General features: G+C 42.1%; 12 protein-coding genes. 3 read left to right on the top strand and 9 right to left on the bottom strand.

Going from position 1 to position 20,305, the window contains the following annotated elements; all coding sequences use genetic code 11:
• Nucleotides 1–4: 4 nt before the first annotated feature.
• Entirely contained in the window at nt 5–1,471 is a 1,467-nt protein-coding gene (locus HMPREF0669_RS00415) for an O-antigen ligase family protein (RefSeq protein WP_198024623.1), read from the bottom strand.
• A gap of 1,170 nt (nt 1,472–2,641) precedes the next feature.
• On the opposite strand from HMPREF0669_RS00415, the gene HMPREF0669_RS00410 reads away from it, so the two are divergent.
• From HMPREF0669_RS00410 to HMPREF0669_RS00400, 3 genes are all read left to right on the top strand, one after another.
• On the top strand, nt 2,642–4,051 hold the full coding sequence (locus tag HMPREF0669_RS00410; RefSeq protein ID WP_009228980.1) for a DUF4099 domain-containing protein: 1,410 nt from the start codon (nt 2,642–2,644) through the stop codon (nt 4,049–4,051).
• Between the two features lie 21 nt (nt 4,052–4,072).
• Nucleotides 4,073–6,154 (top strand): type IA DNA topoisomerase, encoded by a 2,082-nt coding sequence (gene topB / locus HMPREF0669_RS00405; protein WP_009228981.1) that lies wholly within the window; start codon nt 4,073–4,075, stop codon nt 6,152–6,154.
• 92 nt (nt 6,155–6,246) lie between these two features.
• Nucleotides 6,247–12,507: a helicase-related protein gene (locus HMPREF0669_RS00400; protein WP_020967871.1), complete on the top strand. Its 6,261-nt coding sequence runs from the start codon at nt 6,247–6,249 to the stop codon at nt 12,505–12,507.
• Nucleotides 12,508–12,548: 41 nt separating this feature from the next.
• Here HMPREF0669_RS00400 and HMPREF0669_RS00395 read toward each other — a convergent pair whose 3' ends face one another.
• The 8 genes from HMPREF0669_RS00395 to HMPREF0669_RS00360 form a co-directional block, all read right to left on the bottom strand.
• On the bottom strand, nt 12,549–13,502 hold the full coding sequence (locus HMPREF0669_RS00395; protein ID WP_009228983.1) for an Abi family protein: 954 nt from the start codon (nt 13,500–13,502) through the stop codon (nt 12,549–12,551).
• A gap of 371 nt (nt 13,503–13,873) precedes the next feature.
• Entirely contained in the window at nt 13,874–14,182 is a 309-nt protein-coding gene (locus tag HMPREF0669_RS00390; protein ID WP_009228984.1) for a helix-turn-helix domain-containing protein, read from the bottom strand.
• The gene (locus HMPREF0669_RS00385; RefSeq protein WP_009228985.1) at nt 14,170–16,230 is read right to left on the bottom strand and encodes a bifunctional DNA primase/helicase; all 2,061 of its coding nucleotides are present in this window, start codon (nt 16,228–16,230) and stop codon (nt 14,170–14,172) included. The genes HMPREF0669_RS00390 and HMPREF0669_RS00385 overlap by 13 nt, the downstream gene beginning before the upstream one ends.
• On the bottom strand, nt 16,227–16,607 hold the full coding sequence (locus tag HMPREF0669_RS00380; RefSeq protein WP_009228986.1) for a MerR family transcriptional regulator: 381 nt from the start codon (nt 16,605–16,607) through the stop codon (nt 16,227–16,229). The genes HMPREF0669_RS00385 and HMPREF0669_RS00380 overlap by 4 nt, the downstream gene beginning before the upstream one ends.
• The gene (locus HMPREF0669_RS00375) at nt 16,598–16,945 is read right to left on the bottom strand and encodes a helix-turn-helix domain-containing protein (RefSeq protein ID WP_044045505.1); all 348 of its coding nucleotides are present in this window, start codon (nt 16,943–16,945) and stop codon (nt 16,598–16,600) included. The genes HMPREF0669_RS00380 and HMPREF0669_RS00375 overlap by 10 nt, the downstream gene beginning before the upstream one ends.
• Nucleotides 16,946–17,540: 595 nt before the next feature.
• A complete protein-coding gene (locus HMPREF0669_RS00370; RefSeq protein WP_232236449.1) occupies nt 17,541–18,044 on the bottom strand; it encodes a hypothetical protein in 504 nt (167 codons plus the stop codon).
• Between the two features lie 139 nt (nt 18,045–18,183).
• The gene (locus tag HMPREF0669_RS00365; RefSeq protein ID WP_009228989.1) at nt 18,184–19,185 is read right to left on the bottom strand and encodes a hypothetical protein; all 1,002 of its coding nucleotides are present in this window, start codon (nt 19,183–19,185) and stop codon (nt 18,184–18,186) included.
• Between the two features lie 107 nt (nt 19,186–19,292).
• The gene (locus tag HMPREF0669_RS00360) at nt 19,293–20,300 is read right to left on the bottom strand and encodes a virulence RhuM family protein (RefSeq protein WP_009228990.1); all 1,008 of its coding nucleotides are present in this window, start codon (nt 20,298–20,300) and stop codon (nt 19,293–19,295) included.
• Nucleotides 20,301–20,305 lie beyond the last annotated feature (5 nt).

The following is a 20,305-nucleotide window of genomic DNA, read 5'->3' as shown; positions in this document are numbered from 1 at the left end:
AATTTTATAGTCCTTTATTGGTATTTAAAATTAAAAATATTTCTTTCCTCATCTGTTTTATAGCAATAGAATTTATTTTTGTTTTTTTATGTAAGGCAATATTCCCTAATGAGCACGCTTCTTGAAGCTTTCCATGTCTTTCGTATAACTTTACGAGTAAATATAATGGATAGAGCCTTTCCGGGCAAAGCCAATATGCTTTCTTGTAATACTTTTCAGCCAACATAAAATTGTCTAGTTTATCGTAGTTTAAACCTATTGTTAGATAGGTAAATGAGGTAATATGAACATTTGCAGCTTCAAATAAAATTTTATTACTTGCTGAAAAATTTCCCATCAAATAGAGATTTTTCCCGTAGTCATTTAAAAAATATCCATTTTGATACAATACCGAATAGGCAGCCTTGTAAAAAGGCAAGCTTTCCACATAATTGTAATTTGCCATAATTAAAACAGCTGTATTCCAATTCTTCAAGGCTTGATAGTAGAGACTAACTTTCTCATATATAAATATGCATATAGTGCATAGACTGATTGATAAAACGAAAGACATTATATGTGATAGTGTCTTATTCAATATATAAATGTGCCCCACAGGAGATAGAAAAGCCCCAAAAGCAATATAAACGAAAAAGATTAGAAGTATGGGAAGAACATGGAATGGATATGAGAATAAAGAAAATAAAGTAATACTTATTATTCCACCTTTTACAATTAATATCCATTCACTATTATTCTTGTTACGAATAAACAAAATAGAAAGAATAATGCAAACCAACAGAACAAGGCCAATCATCCCTGTCTCTATGAAAGATTGAAAAAATTCATTAAAACAATATTCAGTATTGTTTGCCAGCATCGAAAAAGGAGAAAAAGGATTATTCTCCAAATATTCTCCTTGTTTTATCATGTATATTGGATTAAACCTATTAAGACCTATACCTGTTAAGAAATTATTTTTATCAACGATATTACTTGAAATTCTCCATATGTAGAGACGACCTGCTACAGATGTAATTCTTAAATAAATCAACACATAAATTATAATACTAGTAACAATGAAGCATAATAGTAAAACTGTTGCTTTCTTTTTATTTAAAACGAATTCTTTATTCTTTTTTTTAACATACTTTATTTTGTAAAGAACAAAATATATAGTTACAAAAATAGTCGAACACCATGCAGCTCGCGATTGACTGATGATTATTGTAAATAAAAGAATTATTAGGCAGGCATCCAATAGATAATTTGTAATTTTTGACTTTAAAATTTCAATATTAAGTTTAAAACCAATGGGGTCTTTATATAATTTTATTCCAAGAGCTATTGGGAACAAACTAGCTAGGTATCCCCCATAGGGGCCAGGGTTATAAAAGCTACCTGTAATTATAAAATAAACATTATTTGATGTTGTTAGCCCTAACAATTGCGAAATTCCTAATATTCCTTGCAGAATACCCCCTAATAGCATTACACAAATGATAATACTCCAAGAATGAATGGATTGGCAGGATCTTAGTACAATGTATAAGATAAAACATGCCTCAATCTCAAGAGCCCTGTTAGAGAATAACAGACCATTATAATTGCAATTCCACAACAGATAAGCACCATATATTAGTAGTATGATATCTATAACAGAATAACGTATTTTTTTATGGGGTAATAAAACTCTTATTGCATACAAAAAGAAGAGTAGTAAAGTAAAATAGAGGAGGAATACCGTTTTTCCAAAAATGATGTAATATGGCACATTCTTAAAAGATACTAGTGCTATACAGAGCATTAGTAGAGAAGAAAAAAATACGATTGTAGAATTAATATTCTTTTCTATTATTAGATAATATCTGTATTTGCTCTTGATCATGAATAAACTCTTTATGAATTATCTACAGAATAAAAGCTACATAATGATATTTGTGTATAAAGTTAATCAGAAAAAATATAAAATACAAAAAACGTCTTTAAAAATACCATTACTTTAATATATAATAACATTTACACATAAAGGAGTAACTGTTCAGCGATAATGAACGTTGAATATCAAGAACTTATAAACGTAACATTGTGGCAAAAAAGGCTTGAAATGACATTCTTTATTAGAATTTGCATGTATCTATTTATGTAACTTGTTGATAATCAATAATAGTTTATACACCTTATCGCTGAATAATTACATAAAGAGACAGAATATCAGGTTATTGTCCTTTCTCTGTACCATAATATTTAGTGTTTTGTATGACCAATATACTATTAATAGCTATTACAATTTGAACTGTGCAGATTCTAATTGGAACGTTGTGGAAAGTGATGCTCCAATAATCTCTTTGTAGAAGCAGGTTGCCAACGCTGCTATCAGCTATTGCAAGAAATGACAACTGGTATTTGGGAAGGGAGTTATCCCCAATGGAGCCTTTGAAATAATAGCGAATATCATTAGAATCCTGTTTTTCTCGTCATCAAAAGAATTTAGAACATTATAGGAAAGATACTAATGACATGAAAACTTTAGGAAAATTCATAATTGTTCTTCCCATGATTTTCCTATTTCTCCTTTAATTTCCCCAGTGCTTTCCACATTATATTTATATCCATAATTTAGCAGCTTGATAATAGTATTCATCATTAAAATTATCAAGCAATGGAATCAAACAGCAATGACAATTATGTGCTGGTCTTGGAAGACCGCACAGAAGTGAAAAATGAACAGGAAGTAGGCAAACTTTCCATAGTTTCTGGTTTCGACGACAAGAGAAATCTTAAAACAACTGAGGCTGTCGCTGCCAATCAAGCAGCGTTCTTGAAGTTCAACAACAAGGACGGACTTCTGAAAAACTTCATGACCAACTTCCTCAAACAGTTTAATAATCCGACTCATTTCGGGTTGTACAAGGTATTGGCAGACAATGTGGAGCAGGGCGTGGACAACCTGCATGCTATGTTACAAAGCCGTGAGAAGCCTGAAAGCAAGCAGCTGCTGGCAGAGATTGGGGTATCCTTTGATGATTATCTGCCGCAAAAGAAGAATACCACTGCCATCGACCCCGAGAAAGTGGACTGGAAGATGCTCGACAACCTTGGACTGTCCCGTGAGAGATTGGAACAGGGCGGAGAACTGGAAAAAATGCTTAACTGGCAAAAGACCAACCTCGTAACGATTGCCGTTCCCATTGGCGACACGACCATCTACACCGAAGCCCGCCTTGCTTTCCGCACGGACGATAGCGGCAATGTCGGTTTGGCAATTCATCCTTTGAGAAAAGAACCACAGCTTGACTTTCCCTATATGGGTTACAAGTTCTCTCCCGAAGAAAAGGAGCAACTCCTTGCAACGGGTAATCTTGGCAAGACCATTGAAATTACGCCTAAAAATGGTGAGCCATTTGCCGCATACGTTTCCATAGACCCACAGACCAACGAACTCACCGCCCTGCGTGCCGACCGTGTGAACATTCCCAAGGAAATCAAGGGTGTTACACTTTCTGATGCACAGTATAAAGACCTTGTTGAAGGCAAAGCCGTGAAGGTTGAAGGCATGACTGCCAAGAGCGGCAAGTCTTTTAATGCCACGCTTCAGGTCAATGCCGAGCGAAAGGGCATTGAGTTTATCTTTGGTGACAACAAGAGTTTAAGAGAACGACAGGAACACAAACAGACACAGCAGCAAGGCGTCCCTCATAAGCTCTGTGGCTTAGAGTTATCAGAAAAACAGCGTGAAGCATTGGATAGCGGTCGCACACTATATTTAAAGAATATGGTGGATAAACAAGGGCAACCTTTCAACGCATACGTTCGTATGGACAAGGAGCAAAACCGCCCACGTTTTTACAAGTGGAATCCTGACAAGAAGCAGGAAACTGGCAAGGAAAAGGTCGTTGCCGTAGCCGAAGAATACAAAACGCAGGTAGCCGTGAACAACCACGGCAAGACGAATGAAGCCACCAAGAACGTGAAAGAACCGCTCAAAACGGGACAGACACAGCCTACAGCCGAGCAGAAGCAAAAGCAGGACGAAAACAAACAGAAGAAGTCCCGTGGACGTAAGATGTAACCCTTAATTCTATTATCGACTATGACAACTTGTATTATTGCCGAGAAACCCTCGGTAGCCAGAGATATTGCCCGCATCGTAGGGGCAAAGAGTAAACAAGAAGGATATATGGAAGGCAGCGACTATGTCGTTACTTGGGCAATGGGACACCTCATCGCCCTTGCCATGCCCGAAACCTATGGTTTTTCTGCCTATAAAGCTGAAGACCTGCCTATTCGTCCCAATCCATTTCTGTTAGTGGTACGGCAAGTACGTAAGGACAAGGAGTATGTATCAGACCCTGCAGCATTGAAGCAACTCAAAGTGATACGCTCCTGTTTTGACAAGGCAGACCGTATCATTGTCGCCACCGATGCTGGGCGAGAGGGTGAGCTCATCTTTCGCTACATCTATCAATATCTTGATTGTAAAAAGACTTTCGAAAGACTTTGGATAAGTTCACTCACAGACAAGGCTATCCGTGAAGGACTTTCCAACCTCAAGCCTGGTATCCATTACGACAATCTCTATCATTCTGCCAAGGCAAGAAGCGAAGCTGACTGGCTGGTAGGTATCAATGCAAGTCGTGCGCTTTCCATTGCCCGCAAGGGCGGCTATTCCTTGGGACGGGTACAGACCCCGACATTGGCTATGGTCTGCCGTCGGTACATAGAGAACCGTGACTTTTCTTCCGTACCCTATTGGAAATTATCCGTCCTTACAGAAAAAGAGGGTTTGTCGCTGAAAGCCATTGGCAGTGAAGACTATGAGAGTGAAGCATTGGCACAGACTGCTCTCACTGCACTTCGCAGTCAGAGCCGGCTTATGGTAGAATCGGTCACAAGAAAGGTAACGCATACCGCGCCACCACTCTTGTACGACCTCACTGCCTTGCAGAAGGAAGCCAACAGACGCCACGGCTTTTCTGCAGACAAAACCCTCTCAATAGCCCAGAGCCTCTATGAGAAGAAAATCACAACCTATCCCCGCACAGGCAGCCGATATATCAGCGAGGATGTCTTCGAGGAAGTCCCCGCCCTGCTGCGCAAGATAGGCAAGCCATTATCAAATCCACTTAACCGCCATTCTGTGGACAATACCAAGGTTACCGACCACCACGCCATTATTCCGACAGGTGAAACACCATCAGGATTGTCGGCAGATGAAGCGACCGTTTACCAGATGGTGGACAATCGCTTTGTCGAAGCCTTTTCTCCAGATTCCGAGGAAGAGCGTATGCAGGTACGGTTCACGGATGGCACCAACACCTTTACTTGGAAAGCATGCCGACAAATCTCTTTAGGTTGGAAAGCCGTACAGAAAGGTAAAGAAGCGGAAGTAGATAAGAAAGAAGATGGTGATGAACAGATTTTGTCTTCATTGCCGAACTTAGCAGAAGGTGAAGTCCTATCACTTGTCAATGCGGACATCACCGAGCATAAGACCAAACCTAAACCTCTCTACACAGAAGCAACACTGCTTTCTGCTATGGAGAATGCAGGCAAGGATGTGAAGGAAGACGATAAGCGCAAGGCAATGGCGGAGTGCGGTATCGGAACACCTGCCACCCGTGCCAACATCATCGAAACGCTTATCCTCCGTGACTATATCCGAAGAGACAAGAAAGCCATCATACCGACAGAAAAAGGCCTAGCTGTCTATGAGATTGTCAAGGATAAGAAGATAGCCAATGCGGAGATGACAGGCAGTTGGGAACTTGCCCTTGCCGCTATTGAAGCAGGAAAGATGCCATCTGATAAGTTCTCACAAGGCATCAACTCTTATGTAAGTACCATCTGTGAGGAACTCCTTTCACTTACTCCCGAACAAAAGTCTTATCCTGTTTACCGCTGCCCAAAATGCGGACAGCAGAGTGTCGGCATCTATGCCAAGGTAGCCAAGTGCAGGCATGAGACCTGTGGTTTCCATGTGTTTCGTGAAGTCTGCGGTATACTTCTATCTGAAGATAATATCCGTGACTTGATAAGCTCTGGTCGTACGCCTATCCTTAAAGGACTGACCAGCAAGGCAGGAAAGAAATTCAATGCCCGACTTGTTTTGAAGGATGATTATACCACCACCTTTGAGTTTGAGAACAAGAAAGGAAAACAAAGAGGAAAATAATCCCGACAGAAACGGAGATTTACAGATATAGATCGGGAGGTAATACTTATATCTCCCGACCTTTTTACCTCCACTTATTAAAAGAAAACACTATGGCATACAATAAGAAAGAAGTCCTACAAGCCAACACGGAAGCTATCCGTGTGGTCTTGCGCTTAGAAAAAGAACGCCGCAAAGCCACCGAAGCAGAGAAAAGTATCTTACGAAACTATCAGGGTTTCGGTGGCTTGAAATGTGTACTTAACCGCACAGATAATCCCGATGACATACGCTATTGGAGCAAGTCTGAACAAAATCTCTTTGAGCCGACACAGCAGCTCAAGCAGATGATTTATCGTGAAGCCGTAGATGCCAATACCGCCAAGCGGTACTGGGAGAGCATCAAGGCAAGCGTACTGACCTCCTTCTATACTGATACTCGTATTGTCACCGCCATTGCCGATGCTCTCACTTCTGTAAATGTACCCATACGTCGATGTTTGGATCCTTCAACTGGCATGGGAGCATTTGCTGAGACCTTTGCAAGGCAAGCAGGAGTTGTATATGCAATGGAGAAGGACTTGCTCACTGCCCGCATCTCACAAGCCCTACACCCCTATGGCAAAGGCAATATCTTCGTCCGAAATGAGCCTTTTGAAGCCATTGGAGAGCTGGAAGACAAGGACAAATACGACCTTGTTACAAGTAACATTCCTTTTGGCGATTTCATGGTCTATGACCGAGAATACAGCAAAGGCACGGATACTCTTAAACGTGAGTCCACACGTGCCATTCACAATTACTTCTTCGTGAAAGGTCTGGACTGCATCAAGGAAGGTGGCTTACTGGCATTTATCACTTCACAGGGCGTTTTGGACAGTCCCCGCAATGAAGCCATACGCCGTTACCTCATACAGAACAGCCGCCTTATCTCCGCTCTCCGACTGCCATCGGGTATGTTTTCAGACAATGCAGGAACGGACGTAGGCAGTGACCTCATCGTCCTACAGAAGCAGTCAGGCAAGACCATCAGCGAGGGCATGGAACAGCTATTTGTAGCATCCGTGTCGGCTCCCACAGCCGCAGGCTCCTCTGTCGTATTCAAGCATAACTCGCTCTTTGAAGGAGAATGGAAAGACATTGCCCACCGCACCATTGCCACGGAACGCATAATGGGCAGAGACCCATACGGCAAGCCTGCATGGGAGTATCGCTTCGATGGCAGCATTGATGATATGTCGGAGAGTATCAGGATACAGCTCTCCTTGGAAGTTGAGCAACGCTTTGACCGCAAACTCTATGAAACAGGCATACCTATGACGGAGGAGGAACGGCAGAAAGAAGCAGAGAAGCAACTGCGCAAGTTAGGTGTAACTGTCGATTTACCCAAAGAGGAGCCAAAAATGGACAAGGAGGCGGATAACGCTTATAACCTCATGCCCGACAGTATCAGGAAGCAACTACCAAAACTTTACAGCACGGAAAAGGAACTCATTGGCGATAAGATAGCCTATGCACGCTATTTCTTCCCTATGGGAGCATACACTGCCTACCTTCTGGAGTATGACCCTAAGAGCCACATTGGTTTCGGTGCTGTTACGATGGGTTACGGCTGGGAGCTTGGCAATATGTCCCTCGACGAAATGGAAGGCGTGAAGGTAAGAGGACTGGGCATTGAACGCGACCTGTATTTCTCTCCTAAGAAATTACACGAGATAGCCGAACTGGAAGAAATAGTCAGGGGAAAATATACCAAAGAAGAAGTGGTAGCAGAGGAAATCAAGGAAGAAGTGATAACAAAGGCAGAAATAGAGAATAAGGTTAAGGAGACTGTAACCATTACTTCTGAGAACGATACGCAGATAATGGAAAATACCGTTCCTAACAGCGAGACAATTCTATTACAGCCGTCATCATCAAAATCCGCCCCACAACAATTAGTATCAGAACAGCCTTCCATAACTGTTGAACCTGCGCCCGAAGGCGTACCCGCCTTGACACTTCACCGACAATACGAACAGGAAAGGTCTGAAATCCGTACGGATATTGAAGCCCCAAGAGAGATGAACGGGCAGACGATATTCTTTGACGACGATCATCATCCAGTGGTGGACAATAACATGGAAGACATAGTACAACCAGAGCAGCTGTCACTGTTTGCCCCGGAGGAATACAGCCTTTGGACAAGAGAAGTTACCCGTGTGAACAATGAAATCAAGGATAATTCAGGAACTTCACAGGTGCGCCATCCTATAACTCAAACTGCTCCCCAGAAATCATCGGAGTCCAAGATACAAAAGGCAGCGACCATTCCTCAACGGCGTACCCGTGGCAGCAGGAAAGCGGCTTCTTCCTCTTCACGTGAGCCGTCCCTTTTCGATTTCATGAATGAAGCCGAGGAGCGCAAGCCGCAGCCGATAGCGGAAGTCAGAAAGGAGTTTGAAGCTTCTCCACGCCCTTTTCTCTCTTCGCCGGACTCACACCTAAGAGACGGCTCCATTGTCGTACAGAAGGGACAGATAGGCTTTCTTTCTGACTTAAAGCGACATCCGACCTTCAATCCGATGGACTTGCCGTATGCCCAGCTTTCCCGTCTCAAAGCCTATATCGAGATACGGGAGTGCTATCATCGTCTCTATGACTACGAGGCGGAGAACCATGCAGAAGACAGAGAAGACCGCAGCAGACTCAACCATCTGTATGATGATTATATATCCCGTTGGGGCTACTTTAACCAGAAGGCGAACATCGACATCATCAAGATGGACGCCACAGGCGTGGAAATGCTCTTCTTGGAACGCTCCGAGAACGGCAGGTACATCAAGGCGGACATCTTTGACCATCCCACGGCTTTTTCTACCACAGAGCTGACCGTTGCCACAGACCCGATGGAAGCCTTGGGTGCATCGCTCAACAAGTACGGCGCGGTGGAACTTGACTACATGAGTTCACTTTTACCTGATATGGAGGAAAGCGACATCATTTCTTCCTTGGAAGGTCGCATCTATTACAATCCCGAAGAGAATGCCTACGAAGTGGCGGACAAGTTCATTTCGGGCAATGTAATAGAAAAGGCGGAGCGTATCGAGTCGTGGCTCTTGGATCATCCTGACCATGAGGAAGCCAAACAGAGCCTTGCTGCCTTGCGTGCAGCCACGCCAACACCCATTCCATTTGCAGACCTTGACTTTAATCTCGGTGAACGCTGGATACCCTCAAAGGTCTATGGCAGATTCGCTTCGGAGTTCTTCGGGACGGATATTGGCGTATCCTACCATTCCAACATGGACGAGTACAGCATTGTCTGCGACAGAAAGAATGCCAATATCTGGCACAAGTATGCCGTACAGGGTGAGTTCCGCCGTTATGACGGCATCAATCTCTTGAAGCACGCACTTCACAATACCATTCCCGACATCAACAAGAGTAAGGAGGTGACGGACAAGGTTACGGGAGAGACCAAGACCATTAAAGTAAGGGACGGACATGCCATCCAGATGGCAAATGCCAAGATTGAGGAAATCAGGCAGGGCTTTGTCGATTGGCTCGGGCGTACACCTGACACGTTCAAGCAACAACTCTCCGACCGTTACAACCGCCTTTTCAACTGTTTTGTACGCCCTAACTTTGATGGTACGCACCAGACCTTTCCCGACCTTGACCTCAGAAGGTTGGGTATTGCCGACCTTTACAAGAGTCAGAAGGATGCCGTGTGGATGCTCAAAACCAACGGTGGCGGCATCTGCGACCACGAGGTGGGAGCGGGAAAGACACTCATCATGTGTACAGCAGCCTACGAGATGAAACGCTTGGGACTGGCAAACAAACCGATGATTATCGGCCTGAAGGCAAACGTATTCGACATTGCCGATACCTTTAGGAAAGCTTATCCTAATGCTAAGGTACTCTATCCTGGGAAAAACGATTTTAATAAGCAGAACCGCCAGCGTATTTTTAACGATATCAAGAACAATGATTGGGACTGCATCATCCTCACACACGAGCAGTTCGGAATGATACCGCAAGCATTGGAGATACAGGAAGCGATTATGCAAAAGGAACTGGACTCTGTGGAAGAAAATCTCGAAGTGTTGCGGCAACAAGGAAGAGACATCTCCCGTGGGATGCTCAAAGGCTTGGAGAAGCGCAAGCAGACGCTGGAAGCGAAGCTGCAGAACATACAGGACAGCATTGCCGAGCGCAAGGATGATTCCGTAGATTTCAAGATGATGGGTATTGACCATTTGTTCGTGGATGAGAGCCACCAATTCAAGAACCTGATGTTCAACACACGTCACGACAGGGTTTCGGGCTTGGGCAATCTGGACGGCTCACAGCGAGCCTTGAATATGCTCTTTGCCATACGCACCATACAGGAGCGGTCCGGCAAGGATTTGGGAGCCACTTTCCTTTCAGGAACGACCATCAGTAATTCACTTACAGAGTTGTATCTACTCTTTAAGTATCTCCGCCCGCAAGCTTTGGAGAGGCAAGGTATCAACAGCTTTGACGCATGGGCAGCCGTCTTTGCCAAGAAATCTACCGACTACGAGTTCTCCATCACAAACGACATCATACAGAAGGAACGGTTTAGGACATTCATTAAGGTGCCTGAGCTGGCTGCTTTCTATGCGGAGATTTGCGATTTTCGCACTGCCAAGGACATCGGTATCGACCGTCCGGAGAAGAATGAGATACTGCATAACATACCGCCCACACCCGAGCAGGAGGTTTTTATCGGCAAGCTGATGGAGTTTGCCAAGAGTGGCGATGCTACAATCTTAGGACGAGCACCACTGAGTGAGAGCGAGGAAAGGGCAAAGATGCTTATCGCAACAGACTACGCCCGCAAGATGAGCCTTGATTTACGCATGATTGATGAAAATGCTTACTCAGATCATATAGATAACAAGGCAAGTCACTGTGCCAAGATGCTCAATGACTATTACCAAAAGTACGATGCACAGAAAGGGACGCAGTTCGTTTTCTCTGATTTAGGTACTTATAAGCCCGGTGGAGACTTCAATGTCTATTCGGAAATCAAGCGTAAGTTGGTAGAGGACTATCATATCCCGTCCTACGAGATACGCTTCATTCAGGAATGTAAGAACGAGAAAGCTAAGAAGGCGATGGTAGATGCGATGAACCGTGGTGATATTCGCATTATCTTCGGTTCTACCTCTATGTTGGGTACTGGCGTGAACGCACAGCAACGTGCCGTGGCGGTCCATCATTTGGACACGCCTTGGCGACCTTCGGACTTAGAGCAGCGTAACGGACGAGCTGTGCGCAAGGGAAACCTTATCGCCAAGGAGTTTGCGGACAACAAGGTTGATGTGATTATCTATGCCGTAGAGCGGTCTCTGGACAGCTACAAGTTCAATCTGCTGCATAACAAGCAATTGTTTATCAATCAGTTGAAGACCAATACGCTCGGTAGTCGTACCATTGACGAGGGCTCGATGGACGAGGATAGCGGTATGAACTTTTCAGAGTATGTTGCTGTGCTATCCGGTAATACAGACTTGTTAGAGAAAGCCAAACTCGACAAGAAGATTGCCACGCTGGAATCCGAGCGCAAGAATTTCCTCCGTGAGCGTGATGCCGCAACAGGCAAGTTGGCTGAGATTGAGAGTTCTGTATCCTTCCATACGGATAAAATCAAAGAGGCACAGTCTGATTTAGCTCTCTTTGAGAAGCGTGTGGAGCGTGATGATGAAGGTACACCTATAAATAAACTGACAATCAAAGGTACGGAAGACAGTACAGACATCAAGGTCATAGCTGTACGTTTACAAGAAATAGACGAAAAAGCTCGCACCAAAGGAGAGTACAACAAAATTGGCGAAATCTATGGTTTCTCCATTATGGTCAAGACAGAGAGTACTTCCAAGGACTTGTTCGACTGTTCAGTGAATCGCTTCTTTGTGAAAGGACAGGAGAGTATCTACTATACCTATAATAACGGTAAGTTGGCAACTGACTCGAAACTTGCGTGTCAGAACTTTGTTAATGCCTTGGAGCGTATTCCAAAGGTGATAGAGTCGCATGAGAAGGAAATGGCAAAGGTCGTGGCCAACAAAGACGTTTACACCAACATTGCCAACAGTTCTTGGAAGAAAGAGGACGAGCTTCGCTCACTCAAAGGCGAGGCAGCAGAACTTGACAGAAAAATTGCACTTACATTGAACGAACCAAATGAAGAAAATGAAAAATCAAACGAAAATGACCAATCCGAGTATTTAAAACAAAATAGTAGTAATAGTCCAAATACTAAAAAGGAAGAGGAGGGGGTAATTTATTCAAGTTCTATGAATAATAGAAACAAACAAGAAGAAAGTAAGGGATATATTGTAAAAACCAGACTGAGATAAATAGCGATGGTGTGTCATAATTGATACACCATCGTATTATATTATTTCCACAAAGAGTATTCTCTCCATTTTTCAGGAAAGCCCATGTCTTTCAAAACTACCAATTTGGGAGATTTGTCCAATAGGCTGAGCAAACTCTTTCTAAATGAGCTATCAGGACTGATTATTTGCTGCAAATACAAAATTACAGATAAGTAGGCAAACAACTTATTGTCCCTTATCGTTGCAGTTTCTTGCTTTGACAAGAAAGGATAATTCGTTCTATAAGGAAACTTCAAGCCTATTGTAAAACGGCGATTCCATACACGACTATGATGGGCACAAGTATTGCGTAAAGACGATAAACCGTGCATCCAATTCTTCAGAATATCGACATTGTATAGTCCCAAATCTCTGCAAATTGTTTTACTAGAAGGATTATTCTTGTCCAAAGCAAAGAACAACTTACTCAATGTTCCCATAGAAACAACCTCTAAGGTCATCCACGCTGGCGGAAAAGCAGGCTCGCTATACTTTTGATAATAATGAGCTATAAATTCCTCATTACTTCGCTTGACCTCTTTCATTAAATCCCCTACAACAGGTTTATCATCTATAATCTCGTTGCGTGTCAATGCGATAAACTTATCGTGCTGAAAGTATAACTCATGATTGAGAAACCAAAAGGCATCATTTTCATCAACGGAATAAGTTAAGGCGATTCTTGTTCTTAATGCCACCTCGATTTTTTCAATGGCATTGAAGATTAAAGAGCGTAAACGCCTATCAAAACAATAAAGGTCTATCACATCTTGAAAAGAAATGTCCTTTCTCAGAAATTCGTGATTAGCACCTTCCCCATTATTTTGAAAAGGATATGTGTATGCTCGTAATCTATAATAACTTATGTTATAAAGATATTGGGACGCAAGTTTTTCGTCTCCAATATTAAGTCCTCGATCGCATAGCTTTTTAACCTGCTCAGAAGTGTCTATGGGCTTCTTTTCGTACCTCATAACCGTATATAAACTCGAAGACCTCCCCGGGTGCGCTGTTCTGATGAGAAGCGTGGGAGGTCATATTGACTGCAAAATTACTGCTTTTTTTTGAATGCGCAAGGAAAATGCCGAAAAAAATCATTGCAAGCGATAAATTTTCCATTAAAAGTAGCATCAAATGTAGAAATTACAAATATTTTTGCAACGCTATCTTTATCGGTTCAATAGTTTCAAACAATATATGGTAAATTCCTTATCAAAGAAATAAGCGAGTACTGTTATTTTTGTGTGCGGTAAATCCGCAACCAACTTTTTACTTGCGAAGGTAATTATTTTGTTGTGTAAACACTTGCATTTACACAACAAAAATAATCTAATCAGGAAATCAATTACCAGCCATCTCGCTTTCGTACCATTTCATCTATCTCTTCCCGAAGGAAAAGCAACCTGCCATTGGCTTTAAGATAGGGAATTTTTCCTGCCCAAACCCAATTATAGATGGTCTTTTGCTCCACTTTGAGAATCTTGGATACATCTATGATATCCAAGTATTCGGGTTTCAAGGGAGGATGGACAGTTGTGTCAACAGATTGATCCTGCAGGACAAGCAGCCGGTCGAGTTTATCCTCGACGCTTATCAGCTTGTCGAACAGGCGTTTTTGCCAAGTGTCTTCGGTTTTATAATCTATGTACGGCATAGTTCTCCTTTTTGATAGTTACCATTGGTATCTTGTGCCAAGATACGTTGTTCTTTCATATAGGCGATGTACTTCTTTGCAGTTCTGTCCTTGATTTCCATTTCGCGCATCAGAACCTCACAAAGTTCTTGGTAAGTGAGCTTGAAAGAATTTCGGAAGGCTTCTTTGACAACGGCAATGAGTTCATCAGTCTTGCGCTTTTCCTTGTCCTCTTTAGATTTCTCGCCACGATAGACGTGCATGTCCTCAGCCTTATCCCAGCCGAAAAGCATCATCGGTACGTCCAACGGACTTCCATCACGGACTTTCAATGCTTTTACGACCGAGTATTCGGGATTGTCATCTTTCTCAATGGAGAGAATACCTGCCGCCTTGCGTTGAAGTTCCGAACCGATATGCCCGCGCAGCTTAATGCCGTTAGGTACAAAGTGTAGCACGCAGATGATACAGGTATTATAAATCCCTGCCAAGCGATAAAGCTCGTCCACAATAGCAATACTTTCCGTTTCATCGTTGGCAGAACGTATTAAGTCGGCTATTCCGTCAATCACCACAAGGTGGATGCCTCCATGCCTGTGATGGAACAAGTCCATACTCTCACGGATAAGGTTCAGTCTGTCCTTACGAGACAGAGAGGCAAGGTACAAAGAATGGCAAAACTCTGGTACTGCCGTCAAAGAAGCCCTACGCAGTGTCTTACCCAAGTTCTTGTGCAACTGTGCCTCGGACTGTTCCGTGTCATAGTGTAGGACCGCCAAGCCTTTGGGATTGGGGGTAATCTCTAATCCCAAGGTCTTCTCTATCGGCAATCGTTTTTCTCCCAACGCTCCGGCAAGGATGGCACCCACATAGTTGCTCTTGCCTGTCCCCTCACCTCCAGTAATGCAGAACAGATTATCCTGTGTGCCGAGTGGTACACCGTTTACTGCTACTACTGATTTGGAAATGTCCGGTGGATTCTCATAATCAATCTCACAGGAACGTAACATCATCATGGTTTGGCTATATAGATCTGAGAACATCTTGGCAAGCAGCTCTTTCAGTTCCTTTGCCCCGTTGCCTAAGGCAAAGAAATCAGAAATGTCTTTTCCAGACTTCGTACCACTTAGCGGAAGTGAAAGGTTCAAGACCTTGTATTCCACCAGATGTTCAGACTGTTTATGTGCCTCTCGTACACCTGTTTCATCCGCATCATATAAGAGTATTATATGCCTAAAACGAAGCTGAAGGCTCTCAATGATACTTGTCGGTATCTGTGCGGTTTCACTGTTGAAACAAATTGCATTGAAGCCGTGTGCATACAATGAGAGTACATCCTTTTCACCACCTGTAATGAAAAGCATATCTCCTTTGGCAGGAATCTGCTCCATTCCGAAGCAATACGTGGCAGGCATCCGTCCACCATAAAGAAAGCGGATTTTTGGACTGTGAGGTCGGTATATCTTTACATAGCCGTTTCCGATATAGGCAAACATAGGTTCCGTAGGTGAGCTATAAAGTTCAAACTTCTTGCCTTCAGCAGATACACTTTCATAGCGTTTAAGACTCCGTACACGAAAGCGACGGAGTGTATCCTCATGGATGCCATAATGTGCCCAATAGTTCAGTAGACCATCGTCAAATGGCTGTATCTCAAAACTATATGGACGTTCTTCCGTACACTTGTTCATATCAGCCTTAGGAGTGGGAACAATAGTTTTTTTATATGCTGACGTGATATGGCTGCTATGCTTTTCACCATCACATAAAGAATACAATCCAAGTTCTTGTACTATCGTTTCCAATACTTCGGGAAAACTTGTTTTCAGGTTCAAATTACGGAGGGTTGCCACAAACCAGAAGCAATCCCCAGAATAGGTGGTATCTCCATGATCATAGAATTTGTAAGAAGAAGTTTTCCTGTCGTAGTAGATATGGCAGGAAGCCCGCCTGTCGTCATAGAAAGGACTTCGGAAGTTGCGATGAAGGTTTACCTCAAAGCCAAGGAAATGTGAAAACACATTCAAACCTCCTTGTGTAAGCAAAAGAATCTGTTCCTTTTCTATCATAATTGTCGGTTTTTAGGATTAAGACATGAACTCATGATGAGATTGTCCTTGAAACGGTTGAGCCGCCCAAGAACCTCATCGTTTCTCATACCTGATATGCGGAGTCGGTTACATTTCGTGGCTATCACGATGGACTTGAAGAAGTAGCGTACATCGCCACCCTCCGTGTAGCGATACCGTACCAACTGTTTCTTGCGCCAGCGATAAAGGGTGGACTCTGAAACATTCAGAGCCCCGATTAGGTCTTTGGTTGTCATCTCCAGCTCGTCATCTATATCTTGGATAAGATGAGAAGTGCGCTCAACATACTGCTCTATTCGGTTGAGCCTGTCTATCAGTTCCTGATAGGCTTGGCTTTCTACTGCGATTATTTCCATCTTTTCAACTTGGTGCTTTTAATTGTTATATCCATCCCAGAATTCGCAAGGTATTGCATAAGAGAGTTGTAGGCTTCTTTTGTATACACCTCAACGTGTACTTCTGCAATAGGTTTGGGAAGATCTTGTCCATTACTTGCGAGATATGCAAACATCTCATAAACATCTATCTCCAAAACAGTCGCATAGTTTACTATTTGGAGAAAGTCCATTGTAATCTGACCAGACTCCCATCGGGATATTGTGCTTTCATCAACTCCCAATTGCTCAGCTATATACGCCTGTTTTAGATGTTTGTTCAATCTCTCATTTCGAAGAAATTCCAGTAACTCTTTCATAAACATAAAGTTATAGAAACATCTTGGCACGAGCAACCCGTCACACGCAAGTTTATGCACCCTCTGCAAGTCGTCATGCACCAGATGCATTTTTTTGTTTGGTGGCAGATGCAAAGGGTTTCTATATCAAGCATAAGATAAATATAATAAACTTATATAGAAATAAATAATAACATAATTCACCTTTTATTAGTGATAAAGCTATAAAAGGTCACCAATATCAGGCAGTCACACACAAGTCCTCCAGTGCAAGGTGCAAGACCCCTTATATATAAGGGCTTGCACCTTGCACTGGAAAATGTAGCAGTAAAATCTCTAAATATTTATGACGCAAAGATTTGGATAGTAGTACATTTTTATATATCTTTGTACCCAAGAAAAGAGAGCGGTTGAGCTTTCAATAGGTAGTCAGAATGGTAGTCATTAAGCGGTCAGAATACTGCTACAAAAATGCTACACTGATGATTTGTCAAAACATATAGAAAGTTTATATACAACGAGATACGAGAGTTTGGTTCACAAACCTCTCTCTCCGCAAACAAGGGTGTAAATCAACGAGTTATGTGATTTACGCCCTTTACTACACCCAAAAATTCTATTGTAGTTTTACTTCGTCGTATTCACTACCTACGTAATCAAAGAAGGACGAGAGCAGATATAAAGTTATCCAGAGGAAGTCCAATAGAAAATATATAGAAACACCTCTGTATATTGATTTCACACTGAATGAAGCCATTCTCCATAAAGTTTCCCATATATCTATGCAACTTATCGGTATACATTTTGCAAGGAACTGGTATATTTCATTAAAGGGTATTTCAATCAATGATGCTGAAAGAAGCAAAATACAGAGTAAGGCCAACACGATGATATAAAAGGAAAGTGTAGTTGCTTTCTTATAATAGTTTTTTAATCTTACTCCTATGGGCATTAGTTGAGCATTGGCATCTTTTTTATAGGGACTAAAGTCTATCTTCTGGAACTTATCAATTAACATTAGAATAAATGAGAAGAATAGACCAGCAAAAAGTGATAGAGCCGACACAACATATCCAGCAAAATCCTTACCAAAGCCATTTACTGTTGCAATTGAAACCATAACTGAAATTATTAATATACCCCATTGGATTTTGGTAAAATAATATCGAGGTCTATTCTTTTCTATATTTGACGCGGTGCTATTAACTTCTACATATTGAAAAAGATGTGCATCACTGACTAAACTTTTTAACGATTCTCTAAAACTCATAAATATCCTGATTTATATTTCGCTCAACTTTGATTTCTTTTAAAAGTTTGTGGCAATATTCCTGTATGGCTTTGAAATCAGGAAGTCCTGTTTTCTCGTCAGAAGTAATTCCTTCATCCGAAAGATAAATAGTCGGTCTTATACTTTGAATATCCTTTGAGATGTCATAATTAGCATTTCTTCCCTGTTCATCAGCGGTATAGATACGGCCTTTACCTTCGCCGAGGGGCTGTTGATCAAGCGTCATTTTTGAAACTTCTTGCATAATTTCTCTTGTTCCTTCTGAATATATAGGTAGTTTCTGGTTGACAGGTCTTATACGAACCTCAACCTCAAATTCTTGTGCTGCCTCTGTTACTTTTTTGCGAAGACTTTCTGACAGTGGCAAAGGCGATGTAAAACTGAACATTCGTATAGCTGCAGATTTTTCATATTTTTCTTTGAGCCGTTTTGGAACAAATGGTTCCACATCTACCTTGAAGTAATTATCACATCCTCCCAATAATTCTCTTATGAATTCATTTATAGGACCTTGAATACTTTCTTCTGTATAGGATTGAGTTAACAACACTGCATACTTGTCATTTAAGATAGGGTTCAAAAGTATGTAATACTTATCCAAGACTGCATAATTCGGTTTAATTTCAGTTTTACCTTCTTTTTTCTCTGTGTCTTGATATTCTCTTAATATACCATACTTACCTCCTTCAATAACACCATCTATCATCCAAGTATCTGAATATAGAGTCATTGGCAGCATATTACCATCGTCTATACCAATGACCTTTTTACTTTTGTCATCTTTATGAAACTCGTCTTGTCCCACACCATTGATGAAAGAGGTAAAAAGATATTTCATTAGAGCCTTATCAGACATATCTGAGTTCTTCGCATATTTTTCTTTCAAAAAATCTCTAAAGGTTTTATTTTCATCTTGCTTTTTAGGCTTAAGACTAATTATGTAAACATTGAGTTTGGGGTTATGTGCCATATTTATTTTCAATTACTTCTCGTCAGAGCACGTGTTTAATGTTTTAAAATCAAAAACTTCATTATCAAGAAAAAGCTACATCATAATAGCTTTCAAATGAAAGAATATTATTCTTTTAGGAGAGGATTCTGTCCTCCTTTGGGAAGTCGCTTTACCATTTTGTCGAAGTCGCTTTCAAGTTGAGCCATTTCTCTTTGGCGGTATATATTGAATTCTCGCTCGGCTTTTTCTATTGCTTCTTGGTGCGATACACTTCCTTTGCCTTCCAACAGTTTGCGTCGCAGAGCTATGATTTGGTTGTCAAGAGCTGAAATCCAGTCTGCCATACGCATGGGGCGTTCTTCAAGGGCTTGAAACTCGGCAAAGTCTAAAAATTGCGACACAAGTAGGTTGAGCCGTTGCAGTTCTTTTCCGGTGAGGTAATTCTTAGCTATCTTTACATCATCCTTAGTAATATAGTTGCCTTTGAAATTGGTCATGCCAACGAGAGGTTTTTCACTATCCACACGGTCGTAGATAATTTCTGCAGCCGTGTGTTCGTGTACGGCATAGTGGAGTTTATTCTGCACAGTAGCGAAGAATGTGTGGGTGAGGTCAGTGCGCGGGTCATAATCCACAGACGTGGCGTAGATGTCTGTTACCTGCTGATAAAAGTTGCGCTCCGAAGCTCGAATGTCTCGAATGCGTTGCAGCAATTCTCGAAAATAGCGGTTGCCTCCTTGTTTCAGCCGATCATCATCCATCGCAAATCCCTTCTGTATATACTCATGCAGTCGTTCGGTAGCCCAACGACGAAAGCGTGTTGCTACCTGCGATTGCACTCGATAACCCAGCGCAATGATCATATCAAGATTGTAGTGGTCGATGCTGCGCTGTACGTTGCGATTGCCCTCCTGTCGAACTAACAAGAATTTCTTGTGAGTTGCCTCGTCTGCCAATTCTTTGTCGGCGTAGATATTCTTGATATGTAGGGCTATATTCTGTTGTGTTGTATCATAAATCTCTGCCAATTGCCCTTGCGTGAGCCATACATCTTCGTCAGCAAAGCGCACATTAACCTTTATCAAACCATTGTCGTCTTGGTAAATGATGAGATTGTTGTTATTCTTCATCATATTGC

The sequence above is a fragment of the Prevotella sp. oral taxon 299 str. F0039 genome (assembly GCF_000163055.2).
Lineage (GTDB): Bacteria > Bacteroidota > Bacteroidia > Bacteroidales > Bacteroidaceae > Prevotella.
This window is presented reverse-complemented; position numbering and strand designations above follow the sequence as displayed.